This is a genomic window from Pseudobutyrivibrio sp., from assembly GCF_015057185.1.
Classification (GTDB): domain Bacteria; phylum Bacillota; class Clostridia; order Lachnospirales; family Lachnospiraceae; genus Pseudobutyrivibrio.
The window spans coordinates 197,793-213,489 of the sequence record NZ_SVEV01000001.1 but is presented as its reverse complement, the minus strand read 5'-3'; the positions used below and the strand labels follow the sequence as shown (position 1 = coordinate 213,489).

The following is a 15,697-nucleotide window of genomic DNA, read 5'->3' as shown; positions in this document are numbered from 1 at the left end:
ATATATTTCCATTGTAAATAGTCTGAATATTAAATATAATAATTATAAGTTTTTACACAGCTATGGCGCTAAGGGGAATGCGTCAAATAATTATTGGGAGGACAGCATTATGAAGGTATTTACTACGGACAAAATTAGAAATGTTGTGTTACTTGGTCACAGCGGGGCGGGCAAAACCAGTCTCATCGAATCAATGGCTTTTCTAGCTGGTCAGATCAGCAAGCCTGGCACTATAGAGGCTGGTAATACCATTAGTGATTACGACAAATTAGAGCAGAAAAACAAGTTTTCTATCTACACTTCTTTAGTTCCAATCATTTGGGGCGATACTAAGATTAACTTCCTAGACACACCAGGATATTTTGATTTCGTTGGAGAGGCTGAAGAAGCTGTCTCAGCAGCTGACGCAGCAATTATTGTTATTTCAGGTAAAAGCGGAATTGAGGTTGGTACAAAGAGAGCATGGGAGATGTGCGATAAATTCAATCTTCCTAGAATGGTATTTGTAACTGACATGGATATAGATGATGCCAGCTATAGAGAGATCGTTGAGGAACTTCAAAGTCTTTATGGCAAAAAGATTGCTCCTTTCCATCTTCCAATTAGAGAAAATGGAGAATTTGTTGGCTATGTAAATGTTATTCAACAGATGGGTAAGCGTTGGAAAGCAGATGGTACTGTTGAACATTCTGATGTTCCAGATTACAGTCAAGAATACTTAGAGAAATATCGTGAAGCTTTGATGGAATCAGTTGCTGAAACATCAGAAGAATTCATGGATAGATACTTCGGCGGAGAAGAGTTCTCTGAGGATGAAATCAGACAGGCACTTCGTGTAAATGTTGCATCTGGTGATATTATTCCTGTAATGATGGGCTCAAATGTGTTGAATAGAGGCCAGTATACAATGCTTACTGATATAGTTAAATATTTACCATCACCTGCTGATTGCGTTATCACAGGAATTAACGCAAATACGAATGAGGTTTATGAAGCAAATTATGATTTCTCTAAGCCAAAATCAGCATACGTATTTAAGACTATCGTAGATCCATTTGTAGGAAAGTATTCTCTTATTAAAGTTAATTCAGGAGTGCTTAAAACAGATGATTTGCTATACAACAAGCATAAGGAGTCGGAAGAGAAAATTGGAAAGCTATATATCCTAACAGGTAGCAAGCCTGAGGAAGTTCCTGAGGTTCACGCTGGTGACATTTGTGCATTGTCTAAACTTCAGAAGGTTGCTACAACAGATTCACTTTCTACAAAGGCTAATCCAATTCTTTATATCAGAACACCTCTTTCTGTGCCATATACGTATAAACGATATAAGGCTAAAAATAAGGGAGATGAAGATAAAATTGCTCAGGCTCTCGCAAAGCTTTGTGCTGAAGACTTAACTATTAAAACAGTTAATGATGGCGAGAATAGCCAGTCACTTATCTATGGAATTGGTGATAGACACATTGATATGCTTGTTCAAAAGCTCAATGAAAAATATAAAGTTGACATAGAGCTTAGTCAGCCAAAGATTGCATTTAAAGAGACAATCCGTGGAAAGTCTGACGTTGAATACAAGTATAAGAAGCAGACAGGTGGTCATGGTCAGTATGGACATGTAAAAATGACATTTGAACCATCTGGAAATATGGAGGAGCATTACAACTTTACAGAATCTGTAGTAGGTGGTGCTGTACCAAAGAATTACTTCCCAGCAGTTGAAAAAGGTTTACAGGAAGCAGTTCTTGCTGGACCTCTTGCAGCTTATCCTGTAGTTGGTGTACATGCTAACCTTTATGATGGAAGCTATCATCCAGTAGATTCTTCTGAAATGGCATTTAAGGTTGCTGCAAAGGGAGCGTTCAAGGAGGGTATCATGAAGGCTAATCCAATTCTTCTTGAGCCAATCGAGACGCTTAAGGTTTTAGTTCCTGATTCATATACTGGTGATGTTATGGGTGATCTTAATAAGCGCCGCGGACGTGTACTTGGAATGAATCCAACTGAAACTGCTGGTAAAACAGAAGTCCTTGCAGAGGTTCCTATGGCTGAGCTTTATGGCTATGATACACAGCTCCGTTCTATGACTGGTGGCTATGGTACATTCTCATATGAGCTAGCTCGCTACGAACAGGTTCCATCAGATGTTCAAGCTAAAGAGGTTGAGCGTAGAGCTAATAAGCTTAAGGACGTAGATGAGGAATAATAGTTCCTAAATAAAAATAATTATCGGTGAGGTTGAGACAATTGTTCTCAACCTCATTTTTATTATTTATATTGACTATACAAATAGAGAGTAGTATATTACTACTATATTTAATATTACAAGGAGAAAATATTATGAAAAAATTATTTATGACTTCAATGGCAGCATTAGGGGTGGCTACTACTGTATTTTCAAGTGTTTCATTTGCGGCTGAAACTGAATTGACACTTAGTTTTCCTGAGATTTCACTTCAGGTTGCAATTCCACAAAAATATGAATATGTTATTGATGGTAAACAATCATATCGAGAGAATATTGATGAACTACAGATTGATGGCTTTGGAACTGATGATGTTATCTCTATGATTAATTCTAGTGATGATTCATTCTTTGAGGCATTGTATGTTGATGGTGATTATTTTGTAGAATCATATATTTACTATCTTGATAATGAAGACGAAGAGATTGGTCAGTTGAAGGATTACTCTGAAGATGAAATAGACGATTTTGGCGCCGAATTGGAATCGACAATGGAAGATGTTGACGATTATGGTGATATTTCAGCCACATACGAAGGCGTATATTACAATTCTAAAAATGAACCATATATTATGCTAGAAATGGTTTCTGAAAATAAAAATGATGAATTTATAAATGCTTGTCTTTGCACTGTAGTAAATAATGATTTCTATTATTTCTATACAAAATCATATGATCCAGATGCAGATATAGATGATTTGTTTGAAAATACAAAGAGTTTAGCTGATGGGGCAAGCTTTTCTTATGACTCTTCGATTAAATCAACAGCTAAGCTTAAAAGCGGAATTGATTGGAACCAAGTATTTTCAAAGGCTGCGGTAGGTGCATGTGTTGGTGCCGTTATTGGTGGAGTAGGTTCTGTTATTAATAAGAAAAAGAAAAAGGATGCAGAGAATCAATAAAATGAAAAAGGTATTAACAAACAATTTAGTATTAATATTAGGAGTTATTTTTACCATTGTTGGGGCTATAGTAATTGCTGTTGGCGTTGTTTCAAACATCTCGTCTAGAGAATTTATGGAGAATGCTGTTAGCACTAATGCAATCATCGAAGAAATCGAAGTTGATGAGCATGGGGATGAAACCGACCATTATGTATTTGTAACCTATGAGTATGATGGTAATGAATACAATCGAGTGCAGTTAAATTATTATTCTAGTGATATGTACGAAGGGCAGGAAATTGAGATTTATTTAAACCCAGACGATCCTAGAGATGTCCGTACTTCTGAGGGTGAACTGTTCTTTGCAATTTTTCCAATAGTATTTGGATGTGTGTTTATTGCCATTGGTTTTCCAATGATAATTTATAAGATTCATAAGAAAAATAAAAAGACTAGATTAATTGAATCCGGACAGAGAATCATTGCAGAAATTGAAAGTATAGATATGGATTATAATATTACAATTAATGGAAGACATCCATATCGTGTTTTTTGCAGCTATAATAACCCTTATGATGGATACATATACAAGTTTAAGAGCGACATCCTGAATTTTAATCCAAATGATTTTTATAATATTGGAAACCCTGTTGATGTTTATGTAGAACAGGGAAATTTTAAGAATTACTATGTTGATGTAATAGATAAAAGTGAAGGATTGGTAAGGGATTATACTTAAATGAATCGTAAATTTAAAATTACTTTCGTAAGTATACTTTTTGTTTTATTGGCATTTACAATTTTGATTTTATTTTTTAAAAACAACTGTAAGGCTGATAATGAAAATCTATATGGCGTATATCTGGGGATGAATCCAGAAGAAATAGAAGATAGAGACTTAGCGCAGACGATGGTTATAGATGCTCAATATTATACAGAAGATGAAATCTCTGCTTTGAAGGATAAAGGCCATAACGTATATACGTATCTTAATTTGGGCTCTATCGAATCTTTTAGAGACTATTATTCTGATTATAAAGATATCACCTTAGGCATTTACGAAAACTGGGAAGATGAACAGTGGGTTGATGTATCTTCGGCTAAATGGCAGGAGTTTATTTCTTCTAAGGCTGACGAATTATTAGCAAAGGGTGTAGATGGTTTCTTTGTTGATAATTGTGATGTTTATTATCAGTATCCTACAGAAGAAATATTCACAGGTGTCTCAGACATGCTAGAGGATTTAAAAGCTAAGGGCGGATATGTTCTTATAAATGGTGGTGATGCATTTGTTACAGAATACTATAACCGCAATCAATCTTTGGATAATGTTTTAGATGGAGTAAATCAGGAAAGTGTCTATACCTGTATATATTGGGATGACGATTCCTTTGGTATAAATACCCTTGAAGATAGAGAGTATTTTAGTGATTATCTGAATATGGTTATGGATGATGATAAAGATGCTTATGCATTAGAATATGCCACTGATTCTGAAATAGAAGCAGAAGCTATGGAATATGATAGCGATATGGGATACATAACATATGTTTCTCATTCATTAGAATTAAAATAATCTGTATTTTACTTCTTGTTAATTAAAAAGCTGTAGATGTTTTCATTGCAAAACTCTACAGCTTTTATTATAATTTCGATTAGTTGTATAGATTTCAGTTTTTAGTCAGAAAAACAGAAGTCGTAGATTACGAGGTGAGAAAATGAAACATAATTTTAAAGCAATTGAGAAAAAATGGCAGGCAGCTTGGGAAAAGGACGAGATTTTCAAAGCTGTTGATGGTTCTGATAAGCCAAAATTCTACGGTCTTGTAGAGTTTCCATATCCATCTGGTGCTGGTATGCACGTTGGACATATCAAGGCTTATTCTTCAGTTGAGGTAGTATCTAGAAAGCGTAGAATGCAGGGATATAACGTATTATTTCCTATTGGCTTTGATGCATTTGGACTTCCAACAGAGAATTACGCTGTAAAGACAAACACTCATCCAAGAAAGATTACTGATGATAATATTAAGAAATTCACAACTCAGCTTAAGAGTGTAGGTTTTTCTTTTGATTATAGTCGTACAATCGACACTACACAGGAGGACTACTATAAGTGGACTCAGTGGATTTTCCTTAAGATGTTCGAAAAGGGCCTTGTTTTCAGAGATAAAACTCTTGTTAACTACTGCCCACATTGTAAGGTAGTACTTTCAAATGAGGATTCACAGGGTGGTAAGTGCGATATCTGTGATACAGATGTTATCCAGAAGGAAAAGGACGTTTGGTATCTTCGCATTACAGAGTACGCTGACAAGCTTCTTCAGGGGCTTGATGGTCTTGATTTCCCTGAGAATATTAAGCAGCAGCAGGTTAACTGGATTGGTAAGTCAAAGGGGGCTTTCGTAAACTTCGCACTTGAAGGAATCGAAGATAAGCTTGAGATTTACACTACACGTCCAGATACACTTTGCGGTGTTACATTTATGGTTATTGCTCCAGAGCATCCATATATTGATAAATACGCAGACAAGATTTCTAACATGGACGCAATCTTGGCTTACAGAGCTGAGTGCCAGAAGAAGTCTGAGTTTGAGCGTACACAGCTTGTTTCTAAGGATAAAACAGGTGTTAGAGTTGAGGGCTTTGATGCAATCAACCCAATCACAGGAAAGAAGATTCCTGTATATATTTCAGATTACGTAATGATGGGCTACGGTACAGGAGCTATCATGGCTGTTCCTGCTCATGATCAGCGTGACTGGGACTTCGCTAAAAAGTTTGGTATCGACATCATCCCTGTTATCGAGGGCGGAGATGTTACAAAAGAAGCTTATACAGGCGAAGGCAATATGATTAATTCTGAGTTCCTTAATGGTCTTAACAACAAAAAGGACTCAATCGATAGAATGATTCAGGAGCTTGAAAAGCTCGGCTGTGGTAAGGCTGGTGTTCAGTTCAAGATGAAGGATTGGGCATTTAACAGACAGCGTTACTGGGGCGAGCCTATTCCAATTGTACATTGCCCTACATGTGGCGACGTTGCAGTTCCATATGAGGAGCTTCCACTTAAGCTTCCTGTTATGGAGAAATTCGAGCCAGGTACAGATGGAGAGTCACCACTTGCTAGAGTTGAGAGCTTTGTTAATTGCAAGTGTCCTAAGTGTGGCGGCGCAGCAAAGCGTGAGACAGATACTATGCCTCAGTGGGCTGGTTCATCTTGGTACTTCCTCCGTTATATTGATCCACATAATGATAACGAGTTTGCTGCTAGAGAAAAGCTTAACTACTGGATGCCAGTTGATTGGTACAACGGTGGTATGGAGCACGTTACACGTCACTTGATTTACTCACGTTTCTGGCATCACTTCCTTTATGACCTTGGTGTTGTTAATACTCCAGAGCCATATAAAAAGAGAAGCGCACAGGGTATGATCCTTGGTGAGGACGGACAGAAGATGTCTAAGTCACGTGGTAATGTTATCGATCCACTTGATATTGTTGATGCGTATGGTGCAGACACACTTCGTACATACGTATTATTCATGGGTGACTATGGCGCAGCTGCTCCTTGGTCAGATGCATCAGTTCGTGGATGTAAGAGATTCCTTGAGAGATTTGCAGGTCTTACTGACATTGTTACAGATGAGCCAAATAGCGAGTCTATTGAGACAGGCATTCACAAGACAATTAAGAAGGTATCTGAAGATATCGAAGCTATGAAGTACAACACAGCTATTGCAGCTATGATGGGACTTCTTAACGATATTGTTTCAGAGGGACATATTACAAAGGATAATCTTATTTTACTTGTAAAGATTCTTTGCCCATTTGCTCCACATCTTTGCGAAGAGATGTATGCAGAGCTTGGCGGAGAGGGCTACTGTTCACTTTCACAGTGGCCAGAGTATGACCCAGCAAAGATTGTAGAATCTACAATCGAAATTGCTGTTCAGGTAAACGGAAAGCTTAAGGCTACAATCAAGATTCCTAACGGATGTGACAAAGATGAAGCACTTGCAACAGCAAAGGCTGATGAGAATGTAGCAAAGGCACTTGATGGCAAGAACCTTGTTAAGGAAATTTACGTGCCAAACAAAATCGTAAACCTCGTGGTAAAGTAATACTGTAATTTGATTTTTAGTTGAGCCAGTAGCTATCAAGCTATTGTATTTCTAAAGCGAAACGTGTTGTTGAGCGTAGAAATACAATGCTTGAGAGCGTAACTGGCGGACTGGGTTAAGGAGATAATGTATGAGCAAAATTCAGATGACAACACCCCTTGTAGAGATGGACGGAGATGAGATGACTCGTATCCTCTGGCAGATGATTAAGGATGAACTTTTACTTCCTTTTATCGATTTAAAAACAGAGTATTATGACCTTGGACTTGAACACAGAAATGAGACAGATGACAAGGTTACAGTTGATTCGGCAGAGGCTACAAAGAAATATGGCGTTGCTGTAAAGTGTGCCACAATCACTCCTAATGCCGCACGTATGACAGAATACAATCTTAAGGAAATGTGGAAGAGTCCTAATGGTACAATTCGTGCAATCCTTGATGGTACTGTATTTAGAGCTCCTATTGTTGTCAAAGGAATCGAACCAAATGTTAAATCTTGGAAGAAGCCTATCACTATTGCAAGACATGCATATGGTGATGTATATAAGAATTCTGAAATGAGAATTCCAGGGGCTGGTAAAGTAGAGCTTGTATATACAGCTGAGGATGGTACAGAAGAGCGCGCTCTAGTTCACACATTTAATGGACCAGGTGTAGTTCAGGGACAGCACAACATCGATGCTTCTATTGAGAGCTTTGCTCATAGTTGTTTCAAGTTTGCGCTTGATACAAAACAGGATTTATGGTTTGCTACAAAGGATACAATTTCAAAGAAGTATGATCATAGATTCAAAGATATATTCCAGGAAATATTTGATAAGGATTATAAGGATGCATTTGACAAGGCAGGCATCGAATACTTCTATACACTTATCGATGATGCTGTAGCTCGTGTTATGAAGTCTGAGGGTGGATTTATCTGGGCATGCAAGAACTATGATGGTGATGTTATGTCAGATATGATTTCATCAGCATTTGGTTCTCTTGCTATGATGACATCTGTTCTTGTTTCTCCTGCTGGATATTATGAATATGAGGCTGCACACGGAACAGTTCAGCGTCACTATTATAAGCATCTTAAGGGTGAGGAGACATCTACAAACTCTGTTGCTACAATTTTTGCTTGGACTGGCGCGCTTAGAAAGCGTGGAGAGCTTGATAATATTCCTGAGCTTTCTGATTTTGCTGACAAGCTTGAGAGAGCATGTATCAAAACAATCGAAGATGGAAAAATGACAAAGGATTTAGCACTCATTACATCTATTGAGAATCCTACAGTACTTAATTCTCGTGATTTCATCATCGAAATCCGCAAAACTTTAGAATCACTCTAAAATTGTCAGACTACTAAATCTAGTGGTTACTGATATTGACTTACACAATATAGTCTTTTATAATGGTCTCATACATGGTCCACCAGTATGAGACCATTTTTATGTTCGTAGAAGCGATGCAGTCATGCTTGCTTATTTTATGCATTATTTAGTTGCTTAGTACTAGCTAACAAACTCAATAAATTGAGCAATCTGTAGACAACAAGCTCTTTGGATTCTCAAGTGAGACGTGCTGTCGAACGGAGAATCACAAAGGCTTGTAGTCGTAACAGATTCTCAACGTGGATGTTTGTTAGCGGCTTATAGGGAGAATAATTTTGGAGATGAATGTTAAGCTTCAGGTGTTTGAGGGTCCCCTGGATTTACTTTTACACCTGATTGATAAAAATAAAGTTGATATCTACGATATTCCAATTGTTGAGATTACTGATCAATATATGGAATATGTTCGTGCTATGGATAATAGCGACTTAGATGTTATGTCTGAGTTCTTGCTTATGGCAACAACTCTCTTAGACATCAAAAGCCGTATGCTCCTTCCAAAAGAAGAGAAAGAAGAGGATGGGGAAGAACCTGAGGATCCACGTGCAGAGCTGGTACAGCAATTGTTGGAGTACAAAATGTACAAAACTATTTCTTATCAGCTTAGAGATAGACAGATGGATGCTAGCCTTGTTTTCTATAAGGAGCCTACTATTCCAGATGAGGTACTGAAGTACGAACAGCCAGTTGATTTAGAGGAGCTTATGTCAGATTTAACTTTGAATAAGCTTAATGATATCTTTCAACAGGTTATTAAACGTCAGGACAATCGACGAGATCCTATTCGTTCTACATTTGGTAAAATCAAAAAAGAAGAGGTATCTCTAGAACAAAAAATGGAATGGACTATTGCTTTTGCAAAGGCTCATAATACATTTAGCTTCAGAAATTTACTTGAGGCTGCCCATTCAAAGACAGAGGTTATCGTTACATTCCTTTGTATGTTGGAGATGATGAAGGCAGGTCAGATTAATATTACTCAAGAGGATACATTTACAGATATTCTCATTGAAAGCAAAATTGCCGCTTAAATATGCTTGAAAAGTGCCATTGCAAAAGTAAATTATAAATGGCACTTTTTCCTTGTTTCGTAGGAGGAATTATGGAATTAAAAGAAATAGAAAATATTGTTGAGGGAATTTTATTTGCAATGGGTGGCACTGTAGAGCCATCTAAAATCGCAAAGGCCCTTGAAATAGATGACAAAAAGGTTGTTGAGGCAATAGAAAATCTCAAATCTTCATACGAAAAAGATGGAAGAGGTATTACTATTACAGAGCTAGATGGTTCATATCAAATGTGCACTAGTCCTGACATCTATGAGTATCTTATTCGCATTGCAAAACAGCCAAAGAAATATGTACTTACAGATGTGCTTTTAGAGACACTTTCTATTATTGCCTACAAGCAGCCTATTACAAAATCTGAAATAGAAAAAATCCGTGGTGTTTCATGTGATTTTGCTGTTTCAAAACTTGTAGAGTTTGGTCTATGTACAGAGCTTGGGAGACTCGATGCGCCAGGTCGCCCTATGTTGTTTGGCACAACAGAAGAGTTCTTGCGCTCATTTGGTGTTAGCTCCATTGATGAGTTGCCAGAATTATCTCAGTCTCAAATCGAAGAGTTCAAACTTGAAGCCGAAAGCGAAGCAAGTAATGTTGAAGTTACTGTTTAACTATACAATTATCAAGGCTTGAGAGTATATCATGATTAATAAAAAACCACCCAAATTCATGGGTGGTTTTTTATGACAATTTTTTAACACATTCCATTGAAATGAGGTATAAAAAACGATATCATTATACTTGCGAGAGATTTGAAATATTTATATAAATGGAGGTACAAGATGGGTAATGATTTAAATCAAGCTCAGGCTAGAATTGATGCATTACTAGATGACAATAGCTTTGTTGAGCTACAGTCTTTAGTAGTTGCAAGAAACACTGATTTTAACCTTGATGCAAAGAAAGAACCATCAGACGGAGTAATTATTGGGCATGGTCTTATTGACGGCACATTAGTGTTTGTATTTAGCCAGAATGCCGATGTTTTGGGCGGCACAATTGGTGAGATGCATGCAAAGAAGATTCTGTCTCTTTATGACATGGCACTTAAGGTTGGTGCACCTGTCATTGGTTTTATTGATTGCGGGGGAGTACGTTTACAGGAGTCTTTTGATGCACTTGAGTCTCTCGGCTCTGTTATTGAGAGAGCTGCTGATGTAAAAGGCGTTATTCCACAACTTATGTGTGTAGCAGGTCAGTGCGGTGGCGGACTTTCAGTTCTTCCAGCACTTGCAGATTTTACATTCATGGTTGATGGTGCATCTTTATTTGTTAACTCACCTGATACTATTACAGGTAATGATACAGATACTTCATCAGCTAAGTTCCAGTTTGAAGAAGCTGGCACAGTTGATGTATGTGGTTCACTTTCAGAAGTTGTTGCTTCTATGAGGCAGGTAATCTCAATGATTCCTAATGACATTGTAGAAGCTACAGATGATCTTAATCGTGCTTCTGAGGGCCTTGAGTCAAAGGTTTCAGATGCAGCTTTAGTTGCAACTGAATTAGCAGACAATAGAGAGTTTATCGAACTTAAGGCTGGTTACGCTAAGGAAATGGTAACAGGTCTTATGAAGCTTGATGGCGTTACTATTGGTGTAGTAGGAAATAGAGAAATTGATGGCGAAGCTTATCTTTCAGCTGTAGGCTGTGAGAAGGCTGCTGATTTTGTAGATTTATGCGATATGTATGAAATCCCAGTTTTATCTATTACAAATGTTGCTGCATTCAAAGTATGTCAGTGCCAGGAAAAGCGTCTTCCTAGAGCACTTGCTCAGATGACTCAGAGATTTGTGGATGCTAGTATTCCAAAGATTAATCTTATTACTAAGCAGGCTTATGGTTCAGCATATGTTCTTATGAATTCAAAGTCACTTGGTGCTGATTTAGTATATGCATTTGACAGCGCTTCTGTTGGAGCAATGGAAGCTTCAAAGGCTGCTCGTATTCTTTCTGAGAATGGAACAGATGCTGCTTCTATTGAAAAGGATTACGCACAGCTTCAGGATAGTGCTCTTACAGCTGCTGCACATGGACACATTGATAGAATTGTTTCTATGGCAGACACAAGAAAGTATATTATTGCTGGATTTGAAATGTTTTTTTAAGAGCAGAAAGGTGATTTTATGAAGAAAAAATTATTAGTTTGCATATGCACCTTTGCAATGGCTCTTGGAATTACTGCTTGTGGTTCTTCAGAGGATGATGGAACAATCGGTGGTCTTACAATAGAAGAATATGAATCAGACCTTACAACAATGATGTCAAAGCTTGGCACATTGAATGAGGAGTTGATTGATTACAATATTGCCAATGTTTCTCAGTATGAAGGCGGAGAAGTAATAGTAGGACTTCTTGAGGATTACAAAGAATGCTATGATGCAGAAAATACATTAAATGGTTTTTATGATGAGGACACAGTCATTGGTGGTTTCAATATTGGAAGCCTCAATGTAGGTGGAACAAAGGCCTTTAGTGTTACAAAGTCCGGAAAGACAATTACAGCTACACTCATTGCTGATTTTACAAAGAGAGATTTAAAACTTACTTATGTATACAACATTAATAACATGGATCAAGGTCCTACAGCAATTAATGTTGAAGGAGTATATTCTCTTGGCGAGACAATGAAAAAAGCAGGATTAAATACGGTTATGGGTATTGTAATCGTATTCGTAATGTTGATTGTTATGTCTGGCGTTATTAAATGCTTCGAAATTATTCCAAAGCTTGAAAAGAAGGCTAAGGAGAAGAAAGAAGCTGGTGATACAAGTCCAGTTGTTACACCAGTTCAAACAGTTGCAACACAGCAAACTGACGATTTACAGCTTGTAGCTGTTATAGCTGCAGCCATTGCTGCTAGCACAGGAGCTTCTACAGATTCGTTTGTAGTTCGTTCAATAAAGAAAAGATAATATCACTTTAGGAGGAATTTTCCATGAAAAATTATACAATTACTGTTAATGGAACAGTTTATGATGTTACTGTAGAAGATAAGGGTGGCTCTGGCGTTTCTCCAGTTACTCCAGCTGCTGCACCTAAGGCTGCTCCAGCACCTGTTTCTACTGGCGCTGCTGGTGGTGTTAAAATCGAAGCTGGTGCTGCAGGAAAGGTTGTTAAGATTGCCGCTGCTGCTGGTGCAACTGTAAAGAAGGGAGATCCTGTTGTTGTACTTGAGGTTATGAAGATGGAAACACCAGTTGTTGCACCTCAGGATGGTACAGTTGCTTCAATTAACTGTAATGAAGGTCAACAGGTTGAGGCTGGTGCATTACTTGCAACTATGAACTAATTAGGAGGATTTCACATGAGTTACGTTGGAGAGAGATTGTTAAACCTTCTTGGTCAGACTGCTTTTGCTAGTTTGTCAGTTGGAAACTATCTCATGATAGCGGTTGCCTGTGTCTTCCTTTATCTTGCAATCAAGAAGGGATATGAACCACTTCTTTTGTTACCAATTGCTTTTGGTATGTTGTTGGTTAATATTTATCCAGATATTATTGCATCGCCAGAGGAAACATCAAATGGTGTAGGCGGCTTGCTTTATTATTTCTATACTCTTGATGAGTATTCAATTCTTCCATCACTTATTTTTATGGGTGTTGGTGCTATGACAGATTTCGGTCCACTAATTGCAAATCCAATCAGCTTCTGGCTTGGAGCTGCTGCTCAGATTGGTATTTTTACAGCTTACCTTCTTGCAATCCTCTTTGGATTTTCAGATCAGGCAGCTGCTGCAGTATCAATTATCGGCGGCGCAGATGGACCTACATCTATTTTCTTGGCTGGTAAATTAGGACAGTCAGCATTAATGGGACCTATTGCTGTGGCAGCATATTCATATATGTCATTGGTTCCAATTATTCAGCCTCCTATTATGAAGGCACTTACAACAAAGGAAGAACGCGCTATTAAAATGGCACAGCTTCGTCCTGTATCAAAGCTTGAGAAGATTCTCTTCCCAATCGTTGTTACAATTATTGTATGTTTGATTCTTCCAACAACAGCTCCACTTGTTGGTATGCTTATGTTAGGTAACTTATTTAAAGAATCAGGCGTTGTTAATCAGCTTACAGAGACAGCATCAAATGCACTTATGTACATTGTAGTTATCCTTCTTGGAACATCTGTTGGTGCTTCTACATCAGCTGAGGCTTTCTTGAATGCTTCTACAATCAAGATTGTAATTTTAGGTCTTGTTGCATTCGTATTTGGTACAGCTGCAGGTGTTTTATTTGGTAAGCTTCTTTGCCATCTTACAGGTGGAAAAATCAATCCACTTATTGGTTCTGCTGGTGTATCCGCTGTTCCTATGGCAGCACGTGTTTCTCAAAAGGTTGGTGCAGAAGAGGATCCTACAAACTTCCTTCTTATGCATGCTATGGGACCAAACGTTGCTGGTGTAATTGGTACAGCCGTTGCTGCCGGTGTATTTATGGCAATTTTCGGAGTTTAAAATGTACCAAGGAGGGGCCCACTTGTGGGAAGATTCCTTGGTGCCCTGAACTGCCTATTGCCGAAGGCAATTTGCATGGCAGTTCTTCATCTAAAAAAATATGGAGGAATATATAATGGCAGATATTAGTCCAAAGCCAGTTAAAATAACTGAGACAATACTTAGAGATGCACATCAGTCACTCATTGCAACACGTATGCCTACTTCTATGATGCTTCCTATCATTGATAAGATGGACAAGGTTGGCTATAACGCAGTTGAGTGTTGGGGTGGTGCTACATTTGATGCTTCACTTCGTTTCCTTAAGGAAGATCCTTGGGATAGACTTAGAAAGCTTCGTGATGGATTTAAAAATACAAAGCTTCAGATGCTTTTTAGAGGTCAGAATATCTTAGGATATAGCCAGTATCCAGATGATGTTGTTGAGTATTTCGTTCAGAAATCTATTGCAAATGGTATCGATATCATTCGTATTTTCGATTGCCTTAACGATATCAGAAACCTTGAGACTGCTGTAAAGGCTACTAACAAAGAAAAGGGCCACGCACAGGTTGCTCTTTCTTATACACTTGGTGAAGCTTATACACTTGATTACTGGAAGGACATTGCAAAGCGTATCGAGGATATGGGTGCAGATTCAATCTGTATCAAGGATATGGCAGGTCTTTTAGTTCCAGCAAAGGCTTATGAGCTTGTTTCAGCCTTAAAGGAGTCTACAAAGTTACCTATAGAAATGCATACACACTACACATCAGGTGTTGCTAGTATGACATACCTTAAGGCTGTAGAGGCTGGTGCAGATATTATTGACTGTGCTATGTCACCATTCGCTCTTGGAACATCACAGCCAGCAACAGAAGTTATGGTTGCTGCATTTGAGGGTACACCTTATGACACAGGATTGGATCAGGAGCTTCTTTCAGAAATCGCTGATTACTTCAGACCATACAGAGAAGAATGCATCGAAAATGGTCTTCTTTCAACAAAGGTACTTGGTGTTAATATTAATACACTTCGTTATCAGGTTCCTGGCGGTATGCTTTCAAACCTTATCAGCCAGTTAAAGGAGCAGGGTAAAGAAGATAAGCTACGTGAGGTTCTTGAGGAAGTACCACGTGTACGTAAAGACCTTGGTGAGCCACCACTTGTTACACCTTCATCACAGATTGTTGGTACACAGGCTGTATTCAATGTACTTATGGGTGAGAGATACAAGGTTGTTACAGAACAGACAAAGGACATTCTTCTTGGTAAGTATGGCCAGACTGTAAAGCCTTTCAATCCAGAGGTTGTTGAGAAGGCGCTTGGTGCTGACAAGGATAAAGCAATCACATGCCGTCCAGCAGATTTGATTGAGCCAGGTCTTGCTAAGTTTGAAGAAGAGTGCAAGCAGTGGAAACAGCAGGATGAGGATGTTCTCACATATGCTCTTTTCCCTAAGGTTGCAACAGAGTTCTTCCAGTATCGTGAAGCTCAGCAGACAAAGGTTGATCCTAACAAGGCAGACAAAGAGAATAAAGCTTATCCAGTTTAATATTAAAAGCTT

General features: G+C 38.2%; 13 protein-coding genes. All 13 read left to right on the top strand.

Annotated features, from left to right (window positions below; all coding sequences use genetic code 11):
• Positions 1-109 precede the first annotated feature (109 nt).
• The 13 genes from E7276_RS01085 (at position 110) to E7276_RS01025 (ending at position 15,685) form a co-directional block, all read left to right on the top strand.
• The gene (locus E7276_RS01085; protein ID WP_294212626.1) at positions 110-2,206 is read left to right on the top strand and encodes an elongation factor G; all 2,097 of its coding nucleotides are present in this window, start codon (positions 110-112) and stop codon (positions 2,204-2,206) included.
• Between the two features lie 134 nt (positions 2,207-2,340).
• Positions 2,341-3,147 (top strand): hypothetical protein, encoded by an 807-nt coding sequence (locus E7276_RS01080; protein ID WP_294212623.1) that lies wholly within the window; start codon positions 2,341-2,343, stop codon positions 3,145-3,147.
• Entirely contained in the window at positions 3,131-3,868 is a 738-nt protein-coding gene (locus E7276_RS01075) for a DUF3592 domain-containing protein (RefSeq protein ID WP_294212621.1), read from the top strand. Before E7276_RS01080 ends, E7276_RS01075 begins: the two co-directional genes overlap by 17 nt.
• Positions 3,869-4,705: an endo alpha-1,4 polygalactosaminidase gene (locus tag E7276_RS01070; protein WP_294212620.1), complete on the top strand. Its 837-nt coding sequence runs from the start codon at positions 3,869-3,871 to the stop codon at positions 4,703-4,705.
• Positions 4,706-4,847: 142 nt separating this feature from the next.
• The gene (gene leuS, locus E7276_RS01065; RefSeq protein ID WP_294212618.1) at positions 4,848-7,253 is read left to right on the top strand and encodes a leucine--tRNA ligase; all 2,406 of its coding nucleotides are present in this window, start codon (positions 4,848-4,850) and stop codon (positions 7,251-7,253) included.
• Positions 7,254-7,383: 130 nt separating this feature from the next.
• Positions 7,384-8,589, top strand: a complete 1,206-nt coding sequence (locus E7276_RS01060; RefSeq protein ID WP_294212614.1) for an NADP-dependent isocitrate dehydrogenase — start codon at positions 7,384-7,386, stop codon at positions 8,587-8,589.
• Between the two features lie 317 nt (positions 8,590-8,906).
• Positions 8,907-9,662 carry a segregation and condensation protein A gene (locus tag E7276_RS01055; RefSeq protein WP_294212612.1) on the top strand — a complete coding sequence of 252 codons (756 nt, stop codon included), beginning with the start codon at positions 8,907-8,909 and terminating at the stop codon, positions 9,660-9,662.
• A 71-nt stretch (positions 9,663-9,733) separates the two neighbouring features.
• The gene (gene scpB / locus E7276_RS01050) at positions 9,734-10,306 is read left to right on the top strand and encodes an SMC-Scp complex subunit ScpB (RefSeq protein WP_294212608.1); all 573 of its coding nucleotides are present in this window, start codon (positions 9,734-9,736) and stop codon (positions 10,304-10,306) included.
• 171 nt (positions 10,307-10,477) lie between these two features.
• Complete coding sequence (locus E7276_RS01045; RefSeq protein ID WP_294212607.1) at positions 10,478-11,803, top strand: carboxyl transferase domain-containing protein; 1,326 nt, start codon at positions 10,478-10,480, stop codon at positions 11,801-11,803.
• A gap of 18 nt (positions 11,804-11,821) precedes the next feature.
• Positions 11,822-12,610 (top strand): OadG family protein, encoded by a 789-nt coding sequence (locus E7276_RS01040; RefSeq protein ID WP_294212605.1) that lies wholly within the window; start codon positions 11,822-11,824, stop codon positions 12,608-12,610.
• A 23-nt stretch (positions 12,611-12,633) separates the two neighbouring features.
• Complete coding sequence (locus tag E7276_RS01035; protein ID WP_294212602.1) at positions 12,634-12,987, top strand: biotin/lipoyl-containing protein; 354 nt, start codon at positions 12,634-12,636, stop codon at positions 12,985-12,987.
• Between the two features lie 15 nt (positions 12,988-13,002).
• The gene (locus E7276_RS01030) at positions 13,003-14,151 is read left to right on the top strand and encodes a sodium ion-translocating decarboxylase subunit beta (RefSeq protein WP_294212599.1); all 1,149 of its coding nucleotides are present in this window, start codon (positions 13,003-13,005) and stop codon (positions 14,149-14,151) included.
• 115 nt (positions 14,152-14,266) lie between these two features.
• Positions 14,267-15,685: an oxaloacetate decarboxylase subunit alpha gene (locus tag E7276_RS01025; protein ID WP_294212596.1), complete on the top strand. Its 1,419-nt coding sequence runs from the start codon at positions 14,267-14,269 to the stop codon at positions 15,683-15,685.
• Positions 15,686-15,697: the final 12 nt, after the last annotated feature.